Raw genomic sequence first — 18,956 nt, 5'->3', positions numbered from 1 at the left:
TAGTTACAGTGAATGAATGAAGCGCGCGTAGGAGACAAGGTGTCAGATAAAAATTTTTCCATAGGGTCACGTATGATCAAAGTCCGTTTGCTAAGTGCCGCAGTGTTGATGACCATGTTCACCTCATCTGCCTGGGCTTTTTCTATAGATGATGTTGCCAAACAAGCGAAGGCATTAGCCGATAAAGGTTACGAAGCGCCGAAAAGCAATCTTCCGTCTCAGTTCCGCGATCTCAAATTCGCAGATTATCAACAAATTCAATTCAATCATGACAAAGCGTACTGGAAAAATCTGAATACGCCTTTCAAGCTTGAATTTTATCATCAGGGTATGTACTTCGACACGCCGGTGAAAATCAATGAAGTGACCGCCGATTCAGTCAAAGAGATCAAATACAGCCCGGACTATTTCAACTTTGGCAACGTCAAGCATGACGCTGACTCAGTGAAAAACCTCGGCTTTGCCGGCTTCAAAGTGCTTTATCCCATCAACAAAGCCGACAAAGATGATGAGATTATGAGTGTGCTGGGTGCCAGCTACTTCCGCGTCATCGGTAAAGGTCAGGTTTATGGTTTGTCTGCCCGTGGTCTGGCGATCGATACTGCGCTGGCTTCCGGCGAGGAATTCCCACGTTTTCGTGAATTCTGGATCGAACGTCCTAATCCGGATGAAAAGCATTTAGTCATTTATGCCTTACTGGATTCTCCGCGTGCGACCGGCGCTTACCGTCTGGACGTTTATCCGGGTAAAGAAGCCACTGTTGACGTACAGTCTCAGGTTTATCTGCGCGATAAAGTTGGCAAACTGGGTTTGGCTCCGTTGACCAGCATGTTCCTGTTTGGCGCAAACCAGCCTTCGCCGGTGCTTAATTACCGTCCGGCGCTGCATGATTCCAACGGTTTGTCTATCCACGCGGGTAACGGTGAATGGATCTGGCGTCCGCTGAACAATCCGAAACACCTTGCTGTCAGCCAGTTCTCTATGGAGAACCCGAAAGGCTTCGGTCTGCTGCAACGTGGTCGCAGTTTCTCTAACTTCGAAGATCTGGATGACCGTTACGACCTGCGTCCAAGTGGCTGGGTTGAAACCAAAGGCGACTGGGGTAAAGGGAAAGTTGAGCTGGTGGAAATTCCGACTGCGGATGAAACCAACGACAACATTGTGGCTTTCTGGACCCCTGATCAGTTGCCTGATGCCGGCAAACCGCTGAGCCTGAACTATCGTTTACATTTCACCCGTGAAGAAGAGAAATTGCACTCTCCTGATCTGGCGTGGGTCGAACGCACTATGCGCTCTACCGGTGACGTGAAACAGTCGAATCTGATCCGTGAGCCGGATGGCAGCGTGGCTTTCCTGGTCGACTTCGTCGGTCCAAACCTGAAAGCACTGAAAAGCGACACGCCGGTGGTGTCTCAGGTCAGCGTGGGCGACAACGGTGATCTGGTTGAAAACTCCGTACGCTATAATCCTGTCACAAAGGGCTGGCGTCTGACGCTGCGCCTGAAAGTTAAGGATCCTAAGAAGGCGATCGAAATGCGCGCTTCTCTGGCCAATGGCGATAAAACTCTGAGTGAAACCTGGAGCTATCAGCTGCCTGCAAATGAATAAGTCAACGCACTCTACTCAAGATTATGTAGAAGCCTTGCCGCTTACTGATGAACAGAAAGCGGCGCTCTCTCAGCAGCTTCCTGCTGAGCAGGAGCTGGCTTTTGCTACTGTACATCACCGTTTAGGCGGTGATGTAACGACCACGGTTAATGCGGCCGATCCTGATGCGCCTTTGGTGTCAGTGAAAGCCCGTGTCGGCGCAAGCTGGCCTGATGCCCTGGAAAAGGGCACCTTAGACGAAACCGATAACGAAGGGCGCACGATTACCCGCGCCATGCCACCGGTTAAACGCTCCAGCATGTTCCCTGATGTCTGGCGCACCAACCCGGTCGGGCGTTTCTGGGACAACCTGATGGGGCGCAGCGCGGTTTCGCGTCACACTACGTCACATATGCCTGAGTCGGAAAAGCGCTGGCGCCACGCCGGTTCCGTGCGTCGTTATATCCTGCTGGTTCTGATGCTGGTACAGACGGCAATTGCTACCTGGTACATGAAAACCATTCTCCCGTACCAGGGCTGGGCACTCATCGATCCAAGCGATATGCTCAATCAGGACTGGCAACAATCTGTTCTGCAATTACTGCCTTACGTTTTACAGACCGGGATCCTGGTGCTGTTTGCCATCCTGTTTTGTTGGGTGTCGGCAGGATTCTGGACCGCGCTGATGGGCTTTTTACAATTGCTTATCGGCCGGGACAAATACAGCATTACCGCGTCGACCAAAGGTAATGAGCCGCTGAATCCGAACAACCGTACAGCATTGATCATGCCGATTTGTAACGAAGACGTGGAGCGCGTTTTCGCGGGTCTGCGTGCAACGTATGAATCAGTCAAAGCGACGGGAGATTTGGATCAGTTCGATATCTACGTGCTGAGCGACAGTTACGACCCGGATATCTGCGTAGCGGAACAAAAAGCCTGGATGGAAGTGTGCCGCGACGTTGAGGGTCACGGACGTATTTTCTATCGCCGTCGTCGCCGTCGTGTAAAACGCAAAAGCGGTAACATTGATGACTGGTGCCGTCGCTGGGGCGGGGAATATGCCTATATGGTTATTCTTGATGCCGACAGCGTCATGAGTGGCGAATGTCTGACCGGCCTGGCCCGTCTGATGGATGCCAACCCGAACGCCGGTATTATCCAGTCTGCGCCAAAAGCCTCAGGCATGGATACGCTGTATGCGCGTTGCCAGCAATTTGCGACCCGTGTTTACGGCCCGCTGTTTACTGCTGGTTTGCATTTCTGGCAGTTGGGCGAATCCCATTACTGGGGCCATAACGCCATTATCCGCGTGAAACCGTTTATTGAGCACTGTGCACTGGCACCGTTACCGGGTGAAGGTTCCTTTGCGGGTTCCATCATGTCTCATGACTTTGTGGAAGCGGCATTGATGCGTCGTGCTGGCTGGGGTGTATGGATTGCTTATGATCTGCCCGGCAGTTATGAAGAGTTGCCACCGAACCTGCTCGATGAGCTGAAGCGCGACCGTCGCTGGTGTCACGGGAACCTGATGAACTTCCGTCTGTTCCTGGTAAAAGGTATGCACCCGGTTCACCGCGCGGTGTTCCTGACGGGGGTCATGTCTTACCTGTCGGCACCGTTATGGTTTACCTTCCTGGCTTTGTCGACCGCATTGCAGGTCGTGCACACGCTGATGGAACCGCAGTATTTCCTGCAACCCCGTCAGCTATTCCCGGTATGGCCGCAGTGGCGTCCGGAACTGGCGATTGCCTTGTTCTCGACCACCATGGTGTTGCTGTTCCTGCCAAAACTGCTGAGTATTGTGCTGATTTGGGCGAAAGGGGCAAAACAGTTTGGTGGAGCATTCCGTCTGCTGATTTCCATGTTCCTCGAAATGCTGTTCTCAGTATTGCTGGCACCGGTACGTATGTTGTTCCACACTGTCTTCGTGGTCAGCGCGTTCCTGGGTTGGGAAGTGGTCTGGAACTCACCGCAGCGCGATGACGACGATACTCCATGGGGCGAAGCCTTTAAACGTCACGGTTCTCAGCTGTTGCTGGGTGCGGTCTGGGCGGCCGGTATGGCGTGGCTGGACTTGCGTTTCCTGTGGTGGCTGGCACCCATCGTTTTCTCTCTTATCCTGTCGCCAATCGTCTCTGTACTGTCGAGCCGGGCAACGTTAGGGATTAAGAGTAAGAAAGCCAAACTGTTCCTGATCCCGGAAGAATACGATCCTCCGCGTGAACTGGTGGCTACCGAGGAATACCTGACGCTGAACCGTTCGCGTAAGCTGCAAAATGGCTTTATGCATGCGGTCTTCGATCCGGGCTTCAACGCGCTGGCAACGGCGATGGCAACATCCCGTCACCTGCTGCGTGAAACGGTAGAAAACGGCCGTCGTGCTCATCTTGAGCATGCGCTAAAAACCGGTCCTAAGGATCTGGGCAAGGCGGATCGCCTGATCCTGTTAAGTGATCCGGTACTGATGGCGCGTTTACACTCTGCCGTGTGGACGCAACCTGATCAGCAGGTATGGAGTGCTTACTACGCGCAACTGCCTCGTAATGTGCAGGCATTCCCTGTCACTCAGACGCCTGAAGTTAAATCCGCCTGAAAATGACATGGGGTAAATAAAAAACGGGCAGTATGTGAACGCATACTGCCCGTTTTCTTTGTGACGAAAGGCGGATTACACTTTAGCGGGGAGCGCCGGAATTTTTTACCTTGCCTTAACATAAGGCACACAGGGTGCGTGATAAGCTGACGGTGTTGCTGAATAGACTTCTTTTGAATTGAATCGACAGGTTGGGTGAGTGATTAATCGGGTTATTTTTCGCGGGTGTGCGCTGGCATTGCTGGCGACGATGCTGACCGGATGCGGCAGTATTATCAGCCGGACTGTGCCGGGACAGGGGCATGGTAACCAGTATTATCCCGGGGTGCAGTGGGATTTACGGGACAGCCCGTGGCGTTATGTCACTGTTATCGATGTTCCTCTGTCGATGATTGTCGACACGTTCATGCTGCCGGTTGACGCCCGCCACGGGCCTTATGAATAAAGTGACTTAATCGATATCACGACCCGGGTATTCGTCTTCATCGTCCCATTCTTCAGATGCCGCTTTACCTTCTTCAGTATCGAGCGGCGGTTCGTGCTGATATTCACCTTCATCCCATTCATAAAGCGTGGCTTCTTCCTGCCATTCTTCTTCGAGTTCTATCAGATCATAATCCTCATCAAAGATGGCCTGCGCCGCTGCACCGCTGCGGAACGTCAGCGCATCGATGGAATCTCCTTCACCATTGAGGAACTCCGCCTGCCACATCACATCGCCATCCTGCATGATATATTTTTGCAGATTAAACTGATCCGGAATGGGTTCTTCGTCGTCATGGATCCGATCCTGCGCGGCTTCGAGGAATTCTTCGCGGGCGGCATCAATAGCTTCTTCCAGCGTTGCGTACATGCTCATTGTTGTCTCCTGAGTTGAACGATAAAGGGATCTGCAGCAAATAGCGTTATTAATGAATAAGTAACAGCCATCTGACAGTGAAAAACCTGATTAAAAGAGTGTTGTCGATAACTGACAGGATGCAAGTTTTCAGACGAAATCAGTCAGATTTTTTCTGCTATTCTCATTTTCTTACCCGCGCCGTTGCGGCTATTTAAAAAAGAGCAGGAGTACAGATGGTTTCACGACAGGCAATCTTACGGGTGGCGCGCCCGACGGATAATCTCGGGCAAATAACGCGTATGTATTCAGAAGGGCTGGGTTTCGACATCATCGGCAGTTTTTGCGATCATCAGGGGTTTGATGGTGTGCTGGTCGGGCATGCGCATCATCATTATCATCTCGAATTTACGCATCATCACGGCTCGTCCGTGGGGCGTGCGCCTACCGAAGACAATCTTCTGGTGTTCTATATCCCGGATAATCAGCAGTGGAGTATGCAGTGCGAGCGGATGCTACAGGCGGGTTTTATTGCCGTACCGTCGTTTAATCCCTACTGGGATGAATGCGGCAAAACCTTTGAGGACATTGACGGTTATCGGGTAGTACTGGCATTGCGTGACTGGACGGCCTAGCGATAAATGTCAGCAGAGTACAGAAACTGATGTCTGTGCTTCGGCCACAACGGCTGGCAAGCATTATGAAGCGCGACGGCCAGTCGTTGAGGTGACGGAACATTCACCCGTACCGCCGCAGGTAGTTAAAACTCAATGCCCCGTTCTGCTTCGCCGGTTGTGATTCAGTCAATCATGGCCTGATGCGGCCGGCGTTGCAGACACCAGTACGAATATCCTGCATTAAATAATACGACCATCGCCGTGACAAAAAATACCGTCCGGAAGCCGTAGCTGGCTGAGACCGCGGCACCCAGTAGCGGACCGGTGACATTGCCGACATCACGGAATGACTGGTTGTAGCTAAATACCCGTCCTGCCACCTGATTCGTGCAGTTATAAATTAGCAGGGTCTGAACGGCTGGCAACAATGCACCATCGCAGGCACCCAACAGAAAACGCAAAATACCCAACTGCAATGGTGTTTGTACAAAGGCCATCGGAATCAATAACAGCACAGATAACGCCATCATCGCCACCAGGATCCGCTCGGGGCCTATCCGGTCACCGAGTTTGCCTAAACGCGGCGCACTCATCAGTGCGGCCACGCCCGGCACCGAAGCTATCATACCGCTGATAAACGCCAGGTTCTGGGTATTTCCCGCCAGTTCACGCACATACAACGTGAGTATGGGCGCAATAGAACCGGTTGCTACCTGAATAATCAGCGTCGTGACGAACAGACAGAGCACCAGTTTGGGGTTTTTCAGTGAAGCGAAAACCTGTTTACGGTTGAGCATATCTTTTTTGTTCACAGGGACAAATTGCTCACGGATGAAATACAGCGTCATCAGGAAGCAGAGAAACAGCACGGACGCTGTGATGAAGAAAACCGGCCGCAAACCGTAGCTGTCAGCGAGCAAGCCGCCGACCAGCGGACCAATCAGGGCGCCACTCACGGCACCGGTAGACAGCGTGCCGAGTGCCCAGCCGCTTTTATTGCGCGGAATTTGGGTGGCGATCAGCGCATTGGCATTAGGAACAAATCCGCCAAGCAAACCGAGTAATGCACGCAGAACCAGAAACTGCCAGATGTTTTGTGCAAATCCCATTAACGCCATGACAATCGCCATACCAAGTGCAGAGCGCAGCAGCATGATTTTTCGGCCTTTACGATCGGCGAGCCCACCCCAGAAAGGTGAGGCGATGGCGGAAAACAGGAAAGTGATACTAAACACCAGCCCGGACCACATATTCAGGGATTCATGACCGGTTACGCCGAGGGTTTCCACGTAAAGGGGCAGGAAAGGCATGATCAGACTGAATGCAGCACCGGTAAGGAAACAACCGATCCAGGCAACAAATAAATTTCGTTTCCAGTTAATGGGATCTGGGGCGATTTCAGGTTCAGAGGCCGAAGTCATATAGTACCGAATAAAGGGATCAGATTTGCTCTGGAATGAGAGAAAGAAACAAGACAGAGCACAAATAACAGTCAGTTGGCTTGATAATTATGCGCCTAATTATCATTCACTTCAATGATGTTAATGAACTGTAACAAGCCAAGTGAAATACAGGTTCAAAAAATTTGGCGGGATAAAGAAGAGCAATTCAGCGCGGTAAAAGTCAAAAAAAACGGTCAGCACCGAGGCTGACCGCGACAGACACAGAATTAAAAACAGACAATGAAAGACACAACTAAAACCAGATCTTAACGGAGGGCTTCGTTCTTCATAACAGAGTAACGGCCGCTACCCAGGAACATAATGGCCAGGCTACCGAAGAAATACAGAGCTTCACCTTCCAGTCCCCAGGCACCCACTTCGGTGACGGTGAAGAATTTGCCGCCAACAACCAGGAAAACGGCCACTAAGATATTGAATGCCAGAATCAGCGCGGCAGGGCGGGTGAATATACCCAGAATAATCAGCACCGGCGCGATCACTTCACCTATATAGGCACCGTAAGCAATAAAGCCAGGCAGGCCATCAGCTTGTAACATCTGTGCAATCCAGCCCACACCATTTTCCACTTTTGCCACACCGTGGAATAAAACTAAAATACCAAAAGTCAGACGCAACAAAAGCTTACCGAAATTCTGATGATCAACAGCACGGGTAAAGGCGGTGTTCAGTTTAGCCAACATAATGTGTTCCTTTTAAAGGTAACATGCCTGTTCAGAGGCGGGGGTCACGCGGCTCCAAAATAAGCGGAGTAATCACGTGGAGAAATGATGGGGAGAGTATTGGCCTAAACAGGATCGGATAAAATCTGATAAGTTTGAAGAAGTTTGTGAAAAAAATTGATGAAGCAAATCAAAAAACCGGACCAGCGACGGTGGCCGGACCGGTTTTGATTGATTAATCGCTAAGGGGTTTGTAGAGCGAAGGCTCACCCTGCGGGCGTGTTTTAAACCGACGATGCAGCCACATATACTGCTCCGGTGCCTGGCGGATCTCGTTTTCCACCACTTTGTTCATGTACGCTGCGGCAACCACTTCGTCATCCAGCGGGAAGTCAGCGACCTGAGGGTGAATAATCATCTCATAACCTTCCCCTTTCGGCAGTCGTCGCGGAGTGAAGGGAATAATCGCCGGTTTGCCCATGCGTGCCAGCAGATATGTCCCGGTTGTGGTGGCGGCCTTATCTACCGCAAAAAAGGGCACAAATACGCTGGCTCGCGGACCGTAGTCATGATCCGGTGCGTACCAGATGATGTCGCCTTGCTTGAGGCTGCGGATCATCCCTTTGAGATCTTTGCGATCCAGCATCCCTTTGTTAGACCGCATACGGCCTTTGGTCTGGATCCAATCCATCAGCTTGTTATCGTGAGGACGGTAAACGCCCACGCCGGGATTATGGATCCCAAAGATACGCGCACCCAGTTCCAGCGTCAGGAAATGCACACCGATTAGCAGAACCCCTTGTTTATTCTCTCTCGCATGCTGGATATGTTCCAGACCGCTGACTTTGAACCAGCGCTCTATGCGCCAGTCTGGCCAGAACCACGCCATGCCAGTTTCAAACAAGCCCATGCCGACGGACTCGAAGTTTTTCAGTATCATATCTTCGCGCTGTTCCGCACGCATGTCCGGGAAACATAATTCGAGATTACGCCGGGCGATTTTATAGCGACGTTTCAGGAAGCGCATTGAGAAGCGGCCCAGGCCGGTACCGATGCGGTAAATGACCGGGTAAGGCAGTAACACCAGCACATAAAGCAGTCCCAGACCCATCCAGGTGATCCAGTAGCGCGGGTGCAGTAACGAACGAGTAAAGGTTGGTACCTGAGTCATAGAATCTCTGCGTCAGTGAGTCGAAGTAGAAAGTTTATAAGCTCTGTCTAATGCAGCAGCCTGCCACAGAAACACGGACACATATTCATCCGGAATATGCGTTGTACGTTATTTTTTGCAGCAAAGTGGAATATTGTGGCATTTTTTCGGTGTGAGGTGAAAATCCACGGCACTAATACCTCATTTACTTATAGTTTGCGTGAATGTAAAACAAAAAGTACGCATTAATTTCCCGGCATATTCACTCACCATGATTCAAATATCAGTAGAGAATGCCTTTTTGTCAATGAAACGGGCGACACTACCGCCGCCCGGGATCACGTTTGCGAAATGCCATTTCTGGCGAGTCCCGCGTTAATGTTAAGTCAGGCGATTATTTCGGCAGAAAAAGACCTTTGACGCTGTGAGGCTCGCTGCGCCAGTACTGTTTCGGCGCAGCCACTTTTTCCCCCAGTTTTGCCGCCGCATGCCAGGGCCAGCGCGGGTTGTACAAAATGCCGCGCGCCAGAGCAATCATGTCTGCCTGCCCGGTGCCGATAATCGCTTCGGCCTGTTCCGGTTCTGTGATCAGACCCACCGCAATCACCGGCATTTTTACATGGCGCTTAATGCTATCCGCGAAGGGGACCTGATAGTTCGGACCCACCGTGATTTTCTGCTGCGGGCTCAGGCCGCCGCTGGAGACGTGGATGTAGCTGCAACCCAGCTCGTCGAGCGCTTTGGCGAGTTCAACGGACTGCTCCAGATCCCAGCCCCCGTCTACCCAGTCGGTCGCAGAAATGCGTACGCCAATCGGTTTTTCTGCCGGGAATGCCGCACGGATTTCCGTGAAAATTTCCAAAAGCAGACGCATGCGGTTTTCCAGAGACCCGCCGTACTGATCGGTGCGCTGGTTTGAAAGCGGTGACAGGAACTGATGCAACAGGTAACCGTGCGCGCCGTGCAGCTCCAGCAGATCAAAGCCCAGGCGATCTGCGCGGCGAACCGTATCAACATAGGCTTTTTTCAGTTCTGCGATACGTTCCGTGGACATCGCCAGCGGGGCTTCGGTACCTTCCGCGAAGGCCAGCGGTGAGGGCGCAACCGTCTGCCAGCCGCCTGCGGAGGGAGGAATTTGTGCACCGCCATTCCAGGGGGCAGCGCACGAGGCTTTACGCCCGGCATGTCCGAGTTGCAGACCGAGTGGCATATCACTGTTTTCGCGTAAGCCGGTCACTAAATCCTTCATGGCAGCTTCGGTTTCATCATCCCATAAGCCTAAGTCCTGGGCCGAAATGCGTCCGACGGCTTCAACAGCGGTCGCTTCAAGGATCAGTAAACCCGCGCCGGAAAAGGATAACTGCCCAAGATGCGCGTGATGCCAGGATGTGGCTTTCCCTTCGTCGGATGAATACTGGCACATTGGCGCGATCACGATGCGGTTAGCGAGGGTCAGCTTCCCTAAGGAAATCGGTTCAAAAAGCTTACTCATGTTTTATGCCCCTTAAAATTCAGCGTGGTGATGGACTACAAGGATAGATAACAACTAAGAGTAGGTTATCGCATTTCAAAAATGGGCAATGAACAGCAGGTGTTTTTTCTTCTGCCGAATTTTCAACGTAAGATGTCCTCGTTGTTGCTTTAATGTATAATCTTGCCGCTTCAAAAGTAGCTATTCGGTATTCAATAGTTAAATTTCCCTGAAAGACAGGAACGTACACCATGCCAGTGTTACATAACCGTATTTCTAATGAGGAACTCCGTGCGCGCATGTTGGCTGAAACTGAGCCCCGTACAACGGTTTCTTTTTATAAGTATTTCCAGCTTGAAGATCCAAAGGCCTTCCGTGACGCTCTGTATGTCAGTCTGACACGCCTTAACGTGTTTGGCCGTATTTACGTGGCAAAAGAAGGGATTAACGCGCAAATCAGCGTACCGCAGAGCCAGTTTGAAGCGTTTAAAACCGGGTTGTTTTCCAGCCATCCGGCGCTGGATCAGGTCCGGCTGAATGTTGCGCTGGAAGATGACGGTAAATCCTTCTGGGTGCTGCGTCTCAAAGTGCGTGACCGCATCGTAGCGGACGGGATTGATGATGATTCTTTCGATCCGTCAAACGTAGGTGAGTACCTGAAAGCTGAACAGGTCAATGCCATGATTGACGATCCGGACACCTTGTTTGTCGATATGCGTAACCACTACGAATACGAGGTGGGGCATTTTGATAACGCGATTGAAGTCCCGTCTGACACTTTCCGCGATCAACTGCCCATGGCCGTTGATATGCTTAAAGAAGACAAAGATAAGAAAATTGTGATGTATTGCACCGGGGGCATCCGCTGTGAGAAAGCCAGTGCGTACATGCTGTACAAAGGTTTTAAGAATGTGTATCACGTGGAAGGCGGCATTATCGAATATGCTCGTCGTGCCAAAGAGAAGGGTTTACCTGTTAAATTCAAAGGCAAAAATTTTGTGTTTGATGAACGTATGGGTGAGCGTATTTCTGATGACGTGATTGCGCATTGTCATCAGTGCGGTACAGCCTGTGATAATCACACCAACTGTAAAAATGACGGCTGCCATCTGCTGTTTATTCAGTGTCCGACGTGTGCAGCGAAATTTGACGGATGTTGCAGCGAAATCTGTATGACAGAGCTGAAGCTACCGGTAGAAGAACAACGGGCTTTGCGCGCGGGCCGCGAGAATGGCATAAAAATTTTCAATAAATCCAAGGGATTATTGCAAACCACCATGCATATTCCGGCACCTGAAAACGACTGACCGGTGTCTATAAAAGGCCCTGAATGGCGGGAGCGATTCAGGGCCTTTACGTTGGCGGCAGGAATTATTTCTCCTGCACACCCTCGACAGAAATGATCAGCTCAACGTTCTGCGATGCCGGGCCCAGATCGGTCGTGATACCGTAATCCTTCAGTGCGAGGGTGCCTGCCGCTTCAAAGCCAGCACGGTAACCGCCCCACGGATCCTTGCCCTGACCGAGCAATTTCGCCTGTAATGTTAAAGGCTTGGTGACGCCGTTAAGCGTGAAATCGCCGGTCACTGACAGGTTTTCACCTTCTTTTGTCACTGACGTTGATTTGAACGTAGCCTGCGGATGTTTGCCAACATTCAGGAATTCAGCGCTGCGCAGATGTTTGTCACGCTCGGCATGATTCGTAAAGACGCTGGTGGTATTGATGGTGACATTGACTTTATCCGCAGCCGGATTTTTCTCATCAAAGGTGAATCCGCCATCGAAATCGTTAAAGCTGCCATACAGCCAGCTATAACCTAAATGCTTGATACGAAATTCAATAAACGCGTGCTGACCTTCTTTGTCGATCTTGTAGCTGGCTGCCGTTGCCGAACCCGCCGCCAGTAACAGCGAGGCCAGCGTTAAACCCAGAGTGGTCTTTTTCAACATGGTTATTCTCCGTTTATCCATAATGTGAACAACATAAGTAAAGAGCAGAACGTAAACCGGATCAGCGCCCCAGCATGCGCATCAGGGTGCTGTCGCGATCGATGAAATGATGTTTAAGTGCGGCAAGGGCGTGAAAACCTGAAATGATGACAATGCCCCACGCCATCCACAGATGCAGGGTGCCCGCAATATCAGCCTGTTGTTCCAGCCCAAACAACGTAGCAGGTACCTCAAACCAACCGAAGACGCTGACCGGCTGGCCTTCAGCCGTTGAAATCAGATAGCCGCTGATCAAAATGCCGAACAGGCCGGTGAACAACAGAACGTGAGCCAGCCAGGCGCCGATGCGTGTTTTCGCGCTGTAACTGTCCAGCGGTTTGGGTGGCGGAGAAATAAACCGCCAGGCGAGACGAAATACCATCGCAGCAAAAATCAGGATGCCGACACTTTTATGTATTTCTGGCGCACGGTGATACCAGGTATCGTAATAACCCAGTCCGACCATCCATAATCCCAGTGCAAATAAACCATAAACAGTCAGAGCGACGAGCCAATGAATTAACATGGAAATAGAACCAAAGCGGACGGGGGTATTTTTCCAGTGCATAGGATGGTGTTCTCAGTAATAAGGCATTGCTGAAAATTAAACACTTAGAAACATCTTGGCAAACTATTATTTTCAAATGTTGCAATTAATTTAACTCATTCATTATTTTTGATGATTTCAAGGAGTTTTTGTTCAGTAGTTTTGTTATTTTTTGATGTAAACGAATTTTGGCATAGCTGATCCAGTACAGGAGATGCTTTGTAAGGATTTGTCACCAACCGTAAAGTTATTTCTATTTCTAAAAAACTGAGTAAAAATTATAATTCCGGCTGTGATTAATACGATGTGGTGTTTTTATTTCACCCGTTGCGCAGCAGAGAATAATGGATTGTTTATTCATAATAAGAATCTAAATGGTGATTAAATAAAACGTAAAGAAGTTAAAGGTTCATTCACAAGCTGATCGAGATCAGCTTGTGATATCAGACAATATTTATAATCCTCAATAATTCTGATTAGGAATTTTTTTATAGATTATTATCTGATGTTGCCGGTGTGTGCATTTTCGCTGAATTAAAGGTGCCACGTCCGACATCACATGGAGAGTGACTTTATGTTTCCTGCAATGCGTCGTTTTATGGCAGTGCCTGTACTGCTGACCCTCTTATCATTCCCCCTGACCGGTGCGGCTGCGCAACTTCTGCCAGCGGTGACAACAGTGACAATTGCTACCCAACCTGATGGCGTCAGCCGCACATACCTGGGTCGCCTTGAAGCTGTTCAGGCCGTCAATGTGACCAGCCGTACCGAAGGCTTTATTGCCCGTCGTGCCTTTGAGGAAGGGCAGTTTGTGAATGCAGGCGACGTTTTGTATGAAATAGAACCCGCTTTGCATCAGGCGGCTGTCGCGCAGGCCAAAGCCCGGTTAGACAGTGCCAATGCCACCGCGCGTCATGCCCAGACCCATCTGAACCGTATACAGCGTCTCGGTGATGCGCGGACCGTCAGTCAGTCAGACGTTGATGCTGCGCTGGCCGCGCGTGATACTGCCCGTGCAGCCGTCACACAGGCGCAGGCAGCGCTGAACACTCAGGAACTACAACTGAGCTACACCCGCATTACGGCCCCCATTTCAGGGCGTATCGGCGTAAGCCATTTTCATACCGGAAGCCTGGTGAATCCGGCCAGCGGTGTGCTCACGGAGATCGTGCAGCTTGATCCGGTGCGCGTAGTAATTTCAGTGAACGAACGTGATGTTCTCAGTGCCAGCCACAGCAGTGGCACGCTGCAGGACGCCTTCATGGCCGATAACATGATGCTTTCTCTGCGTTTATCTGACGGTTCGCCTTACATGAAAGCGCCGGTGCTGGAATCCATCGGTAACCGTATTGATGCGCAAACAGGCACTTTACCGGTCAGGCTGACCGTAGCAAATCCTGAGCATCGTTTGCTGCCGGGGGGCACTGTGAATGTAGCGGCAAAGCCGCGTTCCGGACATTCACTGCCGGTATTACCTGCGCAGGCTGTGCAGCAAAATGCGACAGGGCATTTTGTTTTGCTGGTCAATGCCGGGCAGCGCGTAGAAGCGCGGCTGGTGAGGCTTGGCGCGCAGATCGGACACGGTTATTTCGTCATAGAGGGCTTGCAGGGCGGAGAAAAAGTCGTGACCGAAGGCCAGCAATGGATCCGGCCAGGAATGGAAGTGAACGCACGGGCAACCGAAGCCCCGGATATGGCCGCGAAAAAACGTTAAGGAACAACGATGCTCCAGAAATTTATCAAAAGACCCCGTTTTGCAGTGGTTATTGCGCTGGTGACGGCGCTGATCGGTGCCGTCGCCCTGAAGGTTATCCCGGTTGAGCAATATCCGGATATTACGCCACCGGTGGTGTCAGTCAGTGCTATTTATCCCGGTGCGAGTGCACGGGACGTCGCGGAGTCTGTTGCTGCGCCGATCGAGGCACAGGTCAACGGTGTCAGTAACATGCTTTATATGTCATCGAACAGCGGCAATAACGGCAGCTACACGCTGACTATTACCTTCGCCAGCGGTACTGATCCGGATACGGCAGCCGTCGAAGTACAAAATCGTATTTCACAGGTCAGCTCCCGTCTTCCGCCAGAAGTGCTGAATACGGGCGTGTCGGTGCGCAAACAGGCTTCCAATATACTGATGGGTATCAGCCTCCTTTCACCAGAGAAAGCCCATGACATGTTATTCATCAGCAACTTTGCCAGTATCCAGTTGCGTGATGCGCTGGCGCGTGTTGATGGCGTAGGTGATGTTCGGGTTTTTGGTTCGCGTGACTACAGCATGCGTATCTGGCTGGATCCGCGCAAAATGGAAGCGCTGGATGTCAGCAGTATGGAAATTAGCGCCGCGATTAATAATCAGAATGTGCAGGCTGCGGCCGGGCAGATTGGCGCATCACCGAGCCCGTCAATGCAACAGCAAACCCTGACGATCAGCGGGGCAGGGCGTCTGAGTTCAGCGCAGGAGTTCGGCAATATTATTGTGCGTAAAAACGCGCATGGCGGTACGGTGCGTTTGCGCGATGTCGCCCGTATTGAGCTGGGCGCGCAGGATTATCAGGTGAATGCGACACTGAACCAGACACCGTCAGCTTTTCTCTCGGTATACCCCGCGCCGGGAGCGAATGCGCTGAGTGTGGCGGACGCGGTGCGTGAGGAAATGTCGCGTCAGGTGCGCAATTTCCCTGATGATCTGACTTATGAAATCAAATTCGACTCGACCCGTTTTGTCAGTGCTACGCTCGATGAAATTACCGTTTCACTGGTGCTGACCTTTATCGTCGTGCTGTCGGTTGTTTACCTGTTTCTGCAAAGTGCACGGGCGACATTTATCGTGGCACTGACCATTCCTGTTTCTTTGCTGGGCACCTTTGCCGTGCTTTATGCCTTTGGCTATTCCGCCAATACTCTCAGCTTGTTTGCCATTATTCTGGCGCTGACAGTCGTGGTCGATGATGCCATCGTGATGGTGGAAAACGTGGAGCGTCTGATGATGGAAGATCCGTCGCTCGGGCGTGTGGCTGCAACCCGTGAAGCCCTGAAGCAGATCGCCGGGCCGATCATCGCGACTACCGTGGTATTGCTGGCGGTGTTCGTTCCGGTTGCCGTTCTGCCAGGGATTACCGGCGCACTGTATCGTCAGTTTGCTGTCACGCTGTCAGCAGCCGTCGTTTTATCGAGTATCAACGCGCTGACTCTGACCCCTGCGCTTTGTGCATCCCTGCTGAAACCGCGCCCGGACAAACCGGCACGTGTTTTTCGCGGGTTCAATCTCGGGTTGGAGCACGTCCGTAACGTGTATGTGAAAGCTACACGGGGGATCAGCAAAAATGTGTTTACCAGCATTGTGACGGTTTGTCTGATCGGCGGAGCCAGCGTATGGGGCTACAGCAGTTTGCCAAAATCCTTTCTGCCAGATGAAGATCAGGGCTACTTCTTTGTGAATGTACAGTTACCTGATGGAGCATCATTAAACCGTACCGATGTTGTGCTTGAACAAATGCAGCAGATTATGCAGAAAGACCCGGCGGTCGAGGATGTGATCGCTATCAGTGGCTTCAGCCTGCTGAGCGGCGGGAGCTCGCCAAATGCCGCCTTTGGTATTGTATTGCTCAAGCCATGGGACGAGCGTAGCCGTGTGGATCAGGTGATCGGGCGGCTGCAACCGGCGATGGCCGGCATTCCTTCTGCGATAATTATGGCCATAAATCCGCCCGCGATTTCCGGATTAGGTACAGCATCAGGGCTGGATTTGCGTTTGCAGGCATTACAGGGGCAATCCCCGCAAGAACTGGCTGCCACAGGGCAGGCGCTGATCCAGGCCGCTAATCAGGATCCCAGCCTGAGCCGCGTATTTACCACCTTCAGTGCGTCCGTACCGGAAATTGCCCTGAGTGTGGACCGCGACCGTGCAGCGTTGATGCAGGTGCCGGTCAGCCGTATCTTCGGTACGTTACAGACGTCACTAGGCGGGGTTAACGTCAGCGATTTCATCATTAATAACCGTCTGTTTAATGTGCAGATGCAAAATGAAATGGAAGACCGCCAACGTGCAGACCAGATATCTGCACTGACGGTACGCAGCGACAACGGCTCACTGGTCAGCCTTGCGAAGATGGTTGAACTGACACCATCGTTGGGTGCGCCATTTATTACCCAATATAACCAGTTTCCTTCCCTGGCGATCAGCGGCTCGGCAGCACCCGGTATCAGCTCCGGTGAAGCTATGGCACAGATGGAACATATCCTGAACGGGACATTACCTGCGGGTTACGCTTATGAATGGACCGGCATGTCATTGCAGGAAATACAGGCTGGCGGCCAGGCCATTCTTATCTATGCGGCTGCATTGCTGTTTGCGTATTTGTTCCTGGTGGCGCAATACGAAAGCTGGAGCATCCCTCTTATTGTCATGATTTCCGTGATATTTGCGGTGTTTGGCGCAATCGCCGGCCTGCATCTAGCAGGACTAAGCAACGATGTCTACGCTCAGATCGGCATGGTCTTGCTCATAGGGCTCGCAGCGAAGAATGCCATTCTGATCGTTGAGTTCTCGAAAGCCAGAAGAGAAGAGGGGGCGTCGGTACATGACGCGGCTCAGGATGGGGCAAAACAGCGTTTCCGTGCGGTAATGATGACCGCAATCTCATTTATTCTTGGGGTGTTACCGCTGGTCATGGCATCCGGGGCCGGAGCCATGAGCCGCCATATTATCGGCGTAACGGTGTTCAGTGGGATGTTGTTATCCACGACGGCAGGGATCTTATTTATTCCGGCACTGTACGTACATATCCAGCGTCTGCGTGAGTGGGTGAAATCTCGCTAAAGGATCCGGCCAGTTTCAGGAGAAAGATGTGCGTAAAATGATCGTAACAACTCAGGGCCTGAAAGCTGTTGTAATGATGGCAATGTTGGTAGTTATCTTCGCGGGAATTAAATCCGCAGCAGATATTATCGTGCCCTTTATTCTGGCGCTTTTTCTGGCTTTCGTATTGAATCCGCTGATTGTCTTGCTGGAGAAATGGCGAGTGCCCAGGGCATTGGCTGTTTTGCTGGTGGCGACACTGGTAATTTGCATGATGGTTTTCCTCACGACCAAACTGCTGGTGACACTCAATGAGTTTGCCCGTACATTGCCACAATATCGCGGACTGCTAGTTGAGAAACTCAGTGATATCGAAGCCTGGTTTCCGCAAAGCGGGCTGACGCTATCCTCCGAACAACTGGCCGGATACATTGATCCCGCGGCGACGCTGAATCTGGTCAGTAAGTTGATCAGCTATTTGTCCAATGCGATGGCGGGGTTGTTCTTACTGCTGATGACCGTTGCATTCATGCTGCTTGAAGTCCCGCAACTGCCCTACAAAGTGGAACAAATGTCAGATGACCCGGACAAAGGCATGGCGAATGTTCAGCGTGCGCTGGACAGTGTGACACGCTATCTGGTGATCAAAACACTGATCAGTGTGGTAACGGGGCTGGCTGTTTGGGCCTTACTGGCGGTTACCGGCATTCGTTTTGCTTTTCTGTGGGGGATGCTGGCTTTTGCCCTTAATTACATTCCCAACATAGGTTCTTTTATCGCGGCTATCCCGCCGATCATTCAGGCCTTTCTGTTTAATGGTTCCACTGAAGGATTGATCCTGACGGGGGGATATATCCTGATCAATCTGGTTTTCGGCAGTATTATTGATCCGAAAATTTTGGGGCGCGGATTAGGTTTATCGACACTCGTGGTCTTTATGTCGTTGATCTTCTGGGGATGGCTGATGGGGCCGGTTGGCATGTTGCTTTCGGTGCCACTGACGATTGTGCTCAGGATAGCGCTTGAAGCCACAGCGGCAGGCCACAAAATTACTGTGCTTCTGGGTGATTGTCCCGCAGAACGCAAAAGTTAGCTTTTCTCTTCGAAATGATGAGCGAGCGCATTCACTGTTCTGCCATGAGGGTAGGGGTACAGGCGTGCCATGACGTCCGTTGCAGATTTCTGCAGTTACAGTACAACCTGGCGGGAGGCGGAGAATACAGGAAAAATATTTAAAAAAG

The 18,956-nt window shown here is 51.4% G+C and carries 15 protein-coding genes; 8 read left to right on the top strand and 7 right to left on the bottom strand.

The window, feature by feature from the left end; translation table 11 throughout:
• The first annotated feature begins 72 nt into the window (after positions 1 to 72).
• From ACOZIO_RS21555 to ACOZIO_RS21545, 3 genes are all read left to right on the top strand, one after another.
• A complete protein-coding gene (locus tag ACOZIO_RS21555) occupies positions 73 to 1,608 on the top strand; it encodes a glucan biosynthesis protein G (protein ID WP_129951858.1) in 1,536 nt (511 codons plus the stop codon).
• Positions 1,601 to 4,183, top strand: a complete 2,583-nt coding sequence (gene mdoH / locus ACOZIO_RS21550; protein WP_129951857.1) for a glucans biosynthesis glucosyltransferase MdoH — start codon at positions 1,601 to 1,603, stop codon at positions 4,181 to 4,183. Before ACOZIO_RS21555 ends, mdoH begins: the two co-directional genes overlap by 8 nt.
• Before the next feature lie 199 nt (positions 4,184 to 4,382).
• Entirely contained in the window at positions 4,383 to 4,628 is a 246-nt protein-coding gene (locus ACOZIO_RS21545) for a YceK/YidQ family lipoprotein (protein ID WP_129951856.1), read from the top strand.
• Between the two features lie 6 nt (positions 4,629 to 4,634).
• Here ACOZIO_RS21545 and ACOZIO_RS21540 read toward each other — a convergent pair whose 3' ends face one another.
• A complete protein-coding gene (locus tag ACOZIO_RS21540; RefSeq protein ID WP_129951855.1) occupies positions 4,635 to 5,042 on the bottom strand; it encodes a MysB family protein in 408 nt (135 codons plus the stop codon).
• 215 nt (positions 5,043 to 5,257) lie between these two features.
• Here ACOZIO_RS21540 and ACOZIO_RS21535 point away from each other — a divergent pair, with 215 nt between their 5' ends.
• On the top strand, positions 5,258 to 5,656 hold the full coding sequence (locus ACOZIO_RS21535; RefSeq protein ID WP_129951854.1) for a VOC family protein: 399 nt from the start codon (positions 5,258 to 5,260) through the stop codon (positions 5,654 to 5,656).
• Between the two features lie 164 nt (positions 5,657 to 5,820).
• On the opposite strand, the gene mdtG is transcribed toward ACOZIO_RS21535, so the two are convergent.
• The 4 genes from mdtG to ACOZIO_RS21515 all read right to left on the bottom strand — a co-directional run bounded on the left by mdtG (position 5,821) and on the right by ACOZIO_RS21515 (position 10,402).
• Positions 5,821 to 7,059, bottom strand: coding sequence for a multidrug efflux MFS transporter MdtG (gene mdtG / locus ACOZIO_RS21530; protein ID WP_129990523.1), 1,239 nt, complete (start codon positions 7,057 to 7,059; stop codon positions 5,821 to 5,823).
• Between the two features lie 287 nt (positions 7,060 to 7,346).
• Positions 7,347 to 7,781 (bottom strand): DoxX family protein, encoded by a 435-nt coding sequence (locus tag ACOZIO_RS21525; RefSeq protein ID WP_129951852.1) that lies wholly within the window; start codon positions 7,779 to 7,781, stop codon positions 7,347 to 7,349.
• A gap of 214 nt (positions 7,782 to 7,995) precedes the next feature.
• Positions 7,996 to 8,931, bottom strand: coding sequence for a Kdo(2)-lipid IV(A) acyltransferase (locus ACOZIO_RS21520; protein WP_129951851.1), 936 nt, complete (start codon positions 8,929 to 8,931; stop codon positions 7,996 to 7,998).
• A 373-nt stretch (positions 8,932 to 9,304) separates the two neighbouring features.
• A complete protein-coding gene (locus ACOZIO_RS21515; RefSeq protein ID WP_129951850.1) occupies positions 9,305 to 10,402 on the bottom strand; it encodes an NADH:flavin oxidoreductase/NADH oxidase in 1,098 nt (365 codons plus the stop codon).
• Between the two features lie 230 nt (positions 10,403 to 10,632).
• Here ACOZIO_RS21515 and ACOZIO_RS21510 point away from each other — a divergent pair, with 230 nt between their 5' ends.
• A complete protein-coding gene (locus ACOZIO_RS21510; RefSeq protein WP_129990522.1) occupies positions 10,633 to 11,688 on the top strand; it encodes a rhodanese-related sulfurtransferase in 1,056 nt (351 codons plus the stop codon).
• A 64-nt stretch (positions 11,689 to 11,752) separates the two neighbouring features.
• On the opposite strand, the gene ACOZIO_RS21505 is transcribed toward ACOZIO_RS21510, so the two are convergent.
• Both ACOZIO_RS21505 and ACOZIO_RS21500 read right to left on the bottom strand, forming a co-directional pair.
• The gene (locus ACOZIO_RS21505; protein ID WP_129952140.1) at positions 11,753 to 12,328 is read right to left on the bottom strand and encodes a YceI family protein; all 576 of its coding nucleotides are present in this window, start codon (positions 12,326 to 12,328) and stop codon (positions 11,753 to 11,755) included.
• 64 nt (positions 12,329 to 12,392) lie between these two features.
• On the bottom strand, positions 12,393 to 12,938 hold the full coding sequence (locus ACOZIO_RS21500) for a cytochrome b (protein ID WP_421595707.1): 546 nt from the start codon (positions 12,936 to 12,938) through the stop codon (positions 12,393 to 12,395).
• A 553-nt stretch (positions 12,939 to 13,491) separates the two neighbouring features.
• Between ACOZIO_RS21500 and ACOZIO_RS21495 the strand changes: the two genes are divergently transcribed.
• From ACOZIO_RS21495 to ACOZIO_RS21485, 3 genes are read left to right on the top strand one after another with little or no spacing between them, the layout of a single operon-like run.
• Positions 13,492 to 14,631 carry an efflux RND transporter periplasmic adaptor subunit gene (locus ACOZIO_RS21495; protein ID WP_421595706.1) on the top strand — a complete coding sequence of 380 codons (1,140 nt, stop codon included), beginning with the start codon at positions 13,492 to 13,494 and terminating at the stop codon, positions 14,629 to 14,631.
• 9 nt (positions 14,632 to 14,640) lie between these two features.
• Positions 14,641 to 17,736 carry an efflux RND transporter permease subunit gene (locus tag ACOZIO_RS21490; RefSeq protein ID WP_421595705.1) on the top strand — a complete coding sequence of 1,032 codons (3,096 nt, stop codon included), beginning with the start codon at positions 14,641 to 14,643 and terminating at the stop codon, positions 17,734 to 17,736.
• 28 nt (positions 17,737 to 17,764) lie between these two features.
• Positions 17,765 to 18,808: an AI-2E family transporter gene (locus ACOZIO_RS21485; RefSeq protein ID WP_129951845.1), complete on the top strand. Its 1,044-nt coding sequence runs from the start codon at positions 17,765 to 17,767 to the stop codon at positions 18,806 to 18,808.
• The last annotated feature ends 148 nt before the right edge of the window (positions 18,809 to 18,956 follow it).

It is taken from the genome of Rahnella sp. PD4, from assembly GCF_049199325.1.
Taxonomy (GTDB): Bacteria; Pseudomonadota; Gammaproteobacteria; order Enterobacterales; family Enterobacteriaceae; genus Rahnella; species Rahnella perminowiae.
Note: the sequence above shows the minus strand (reverse complement) of the source record. Positions and strands in the feature narration are given on the sequence as shown.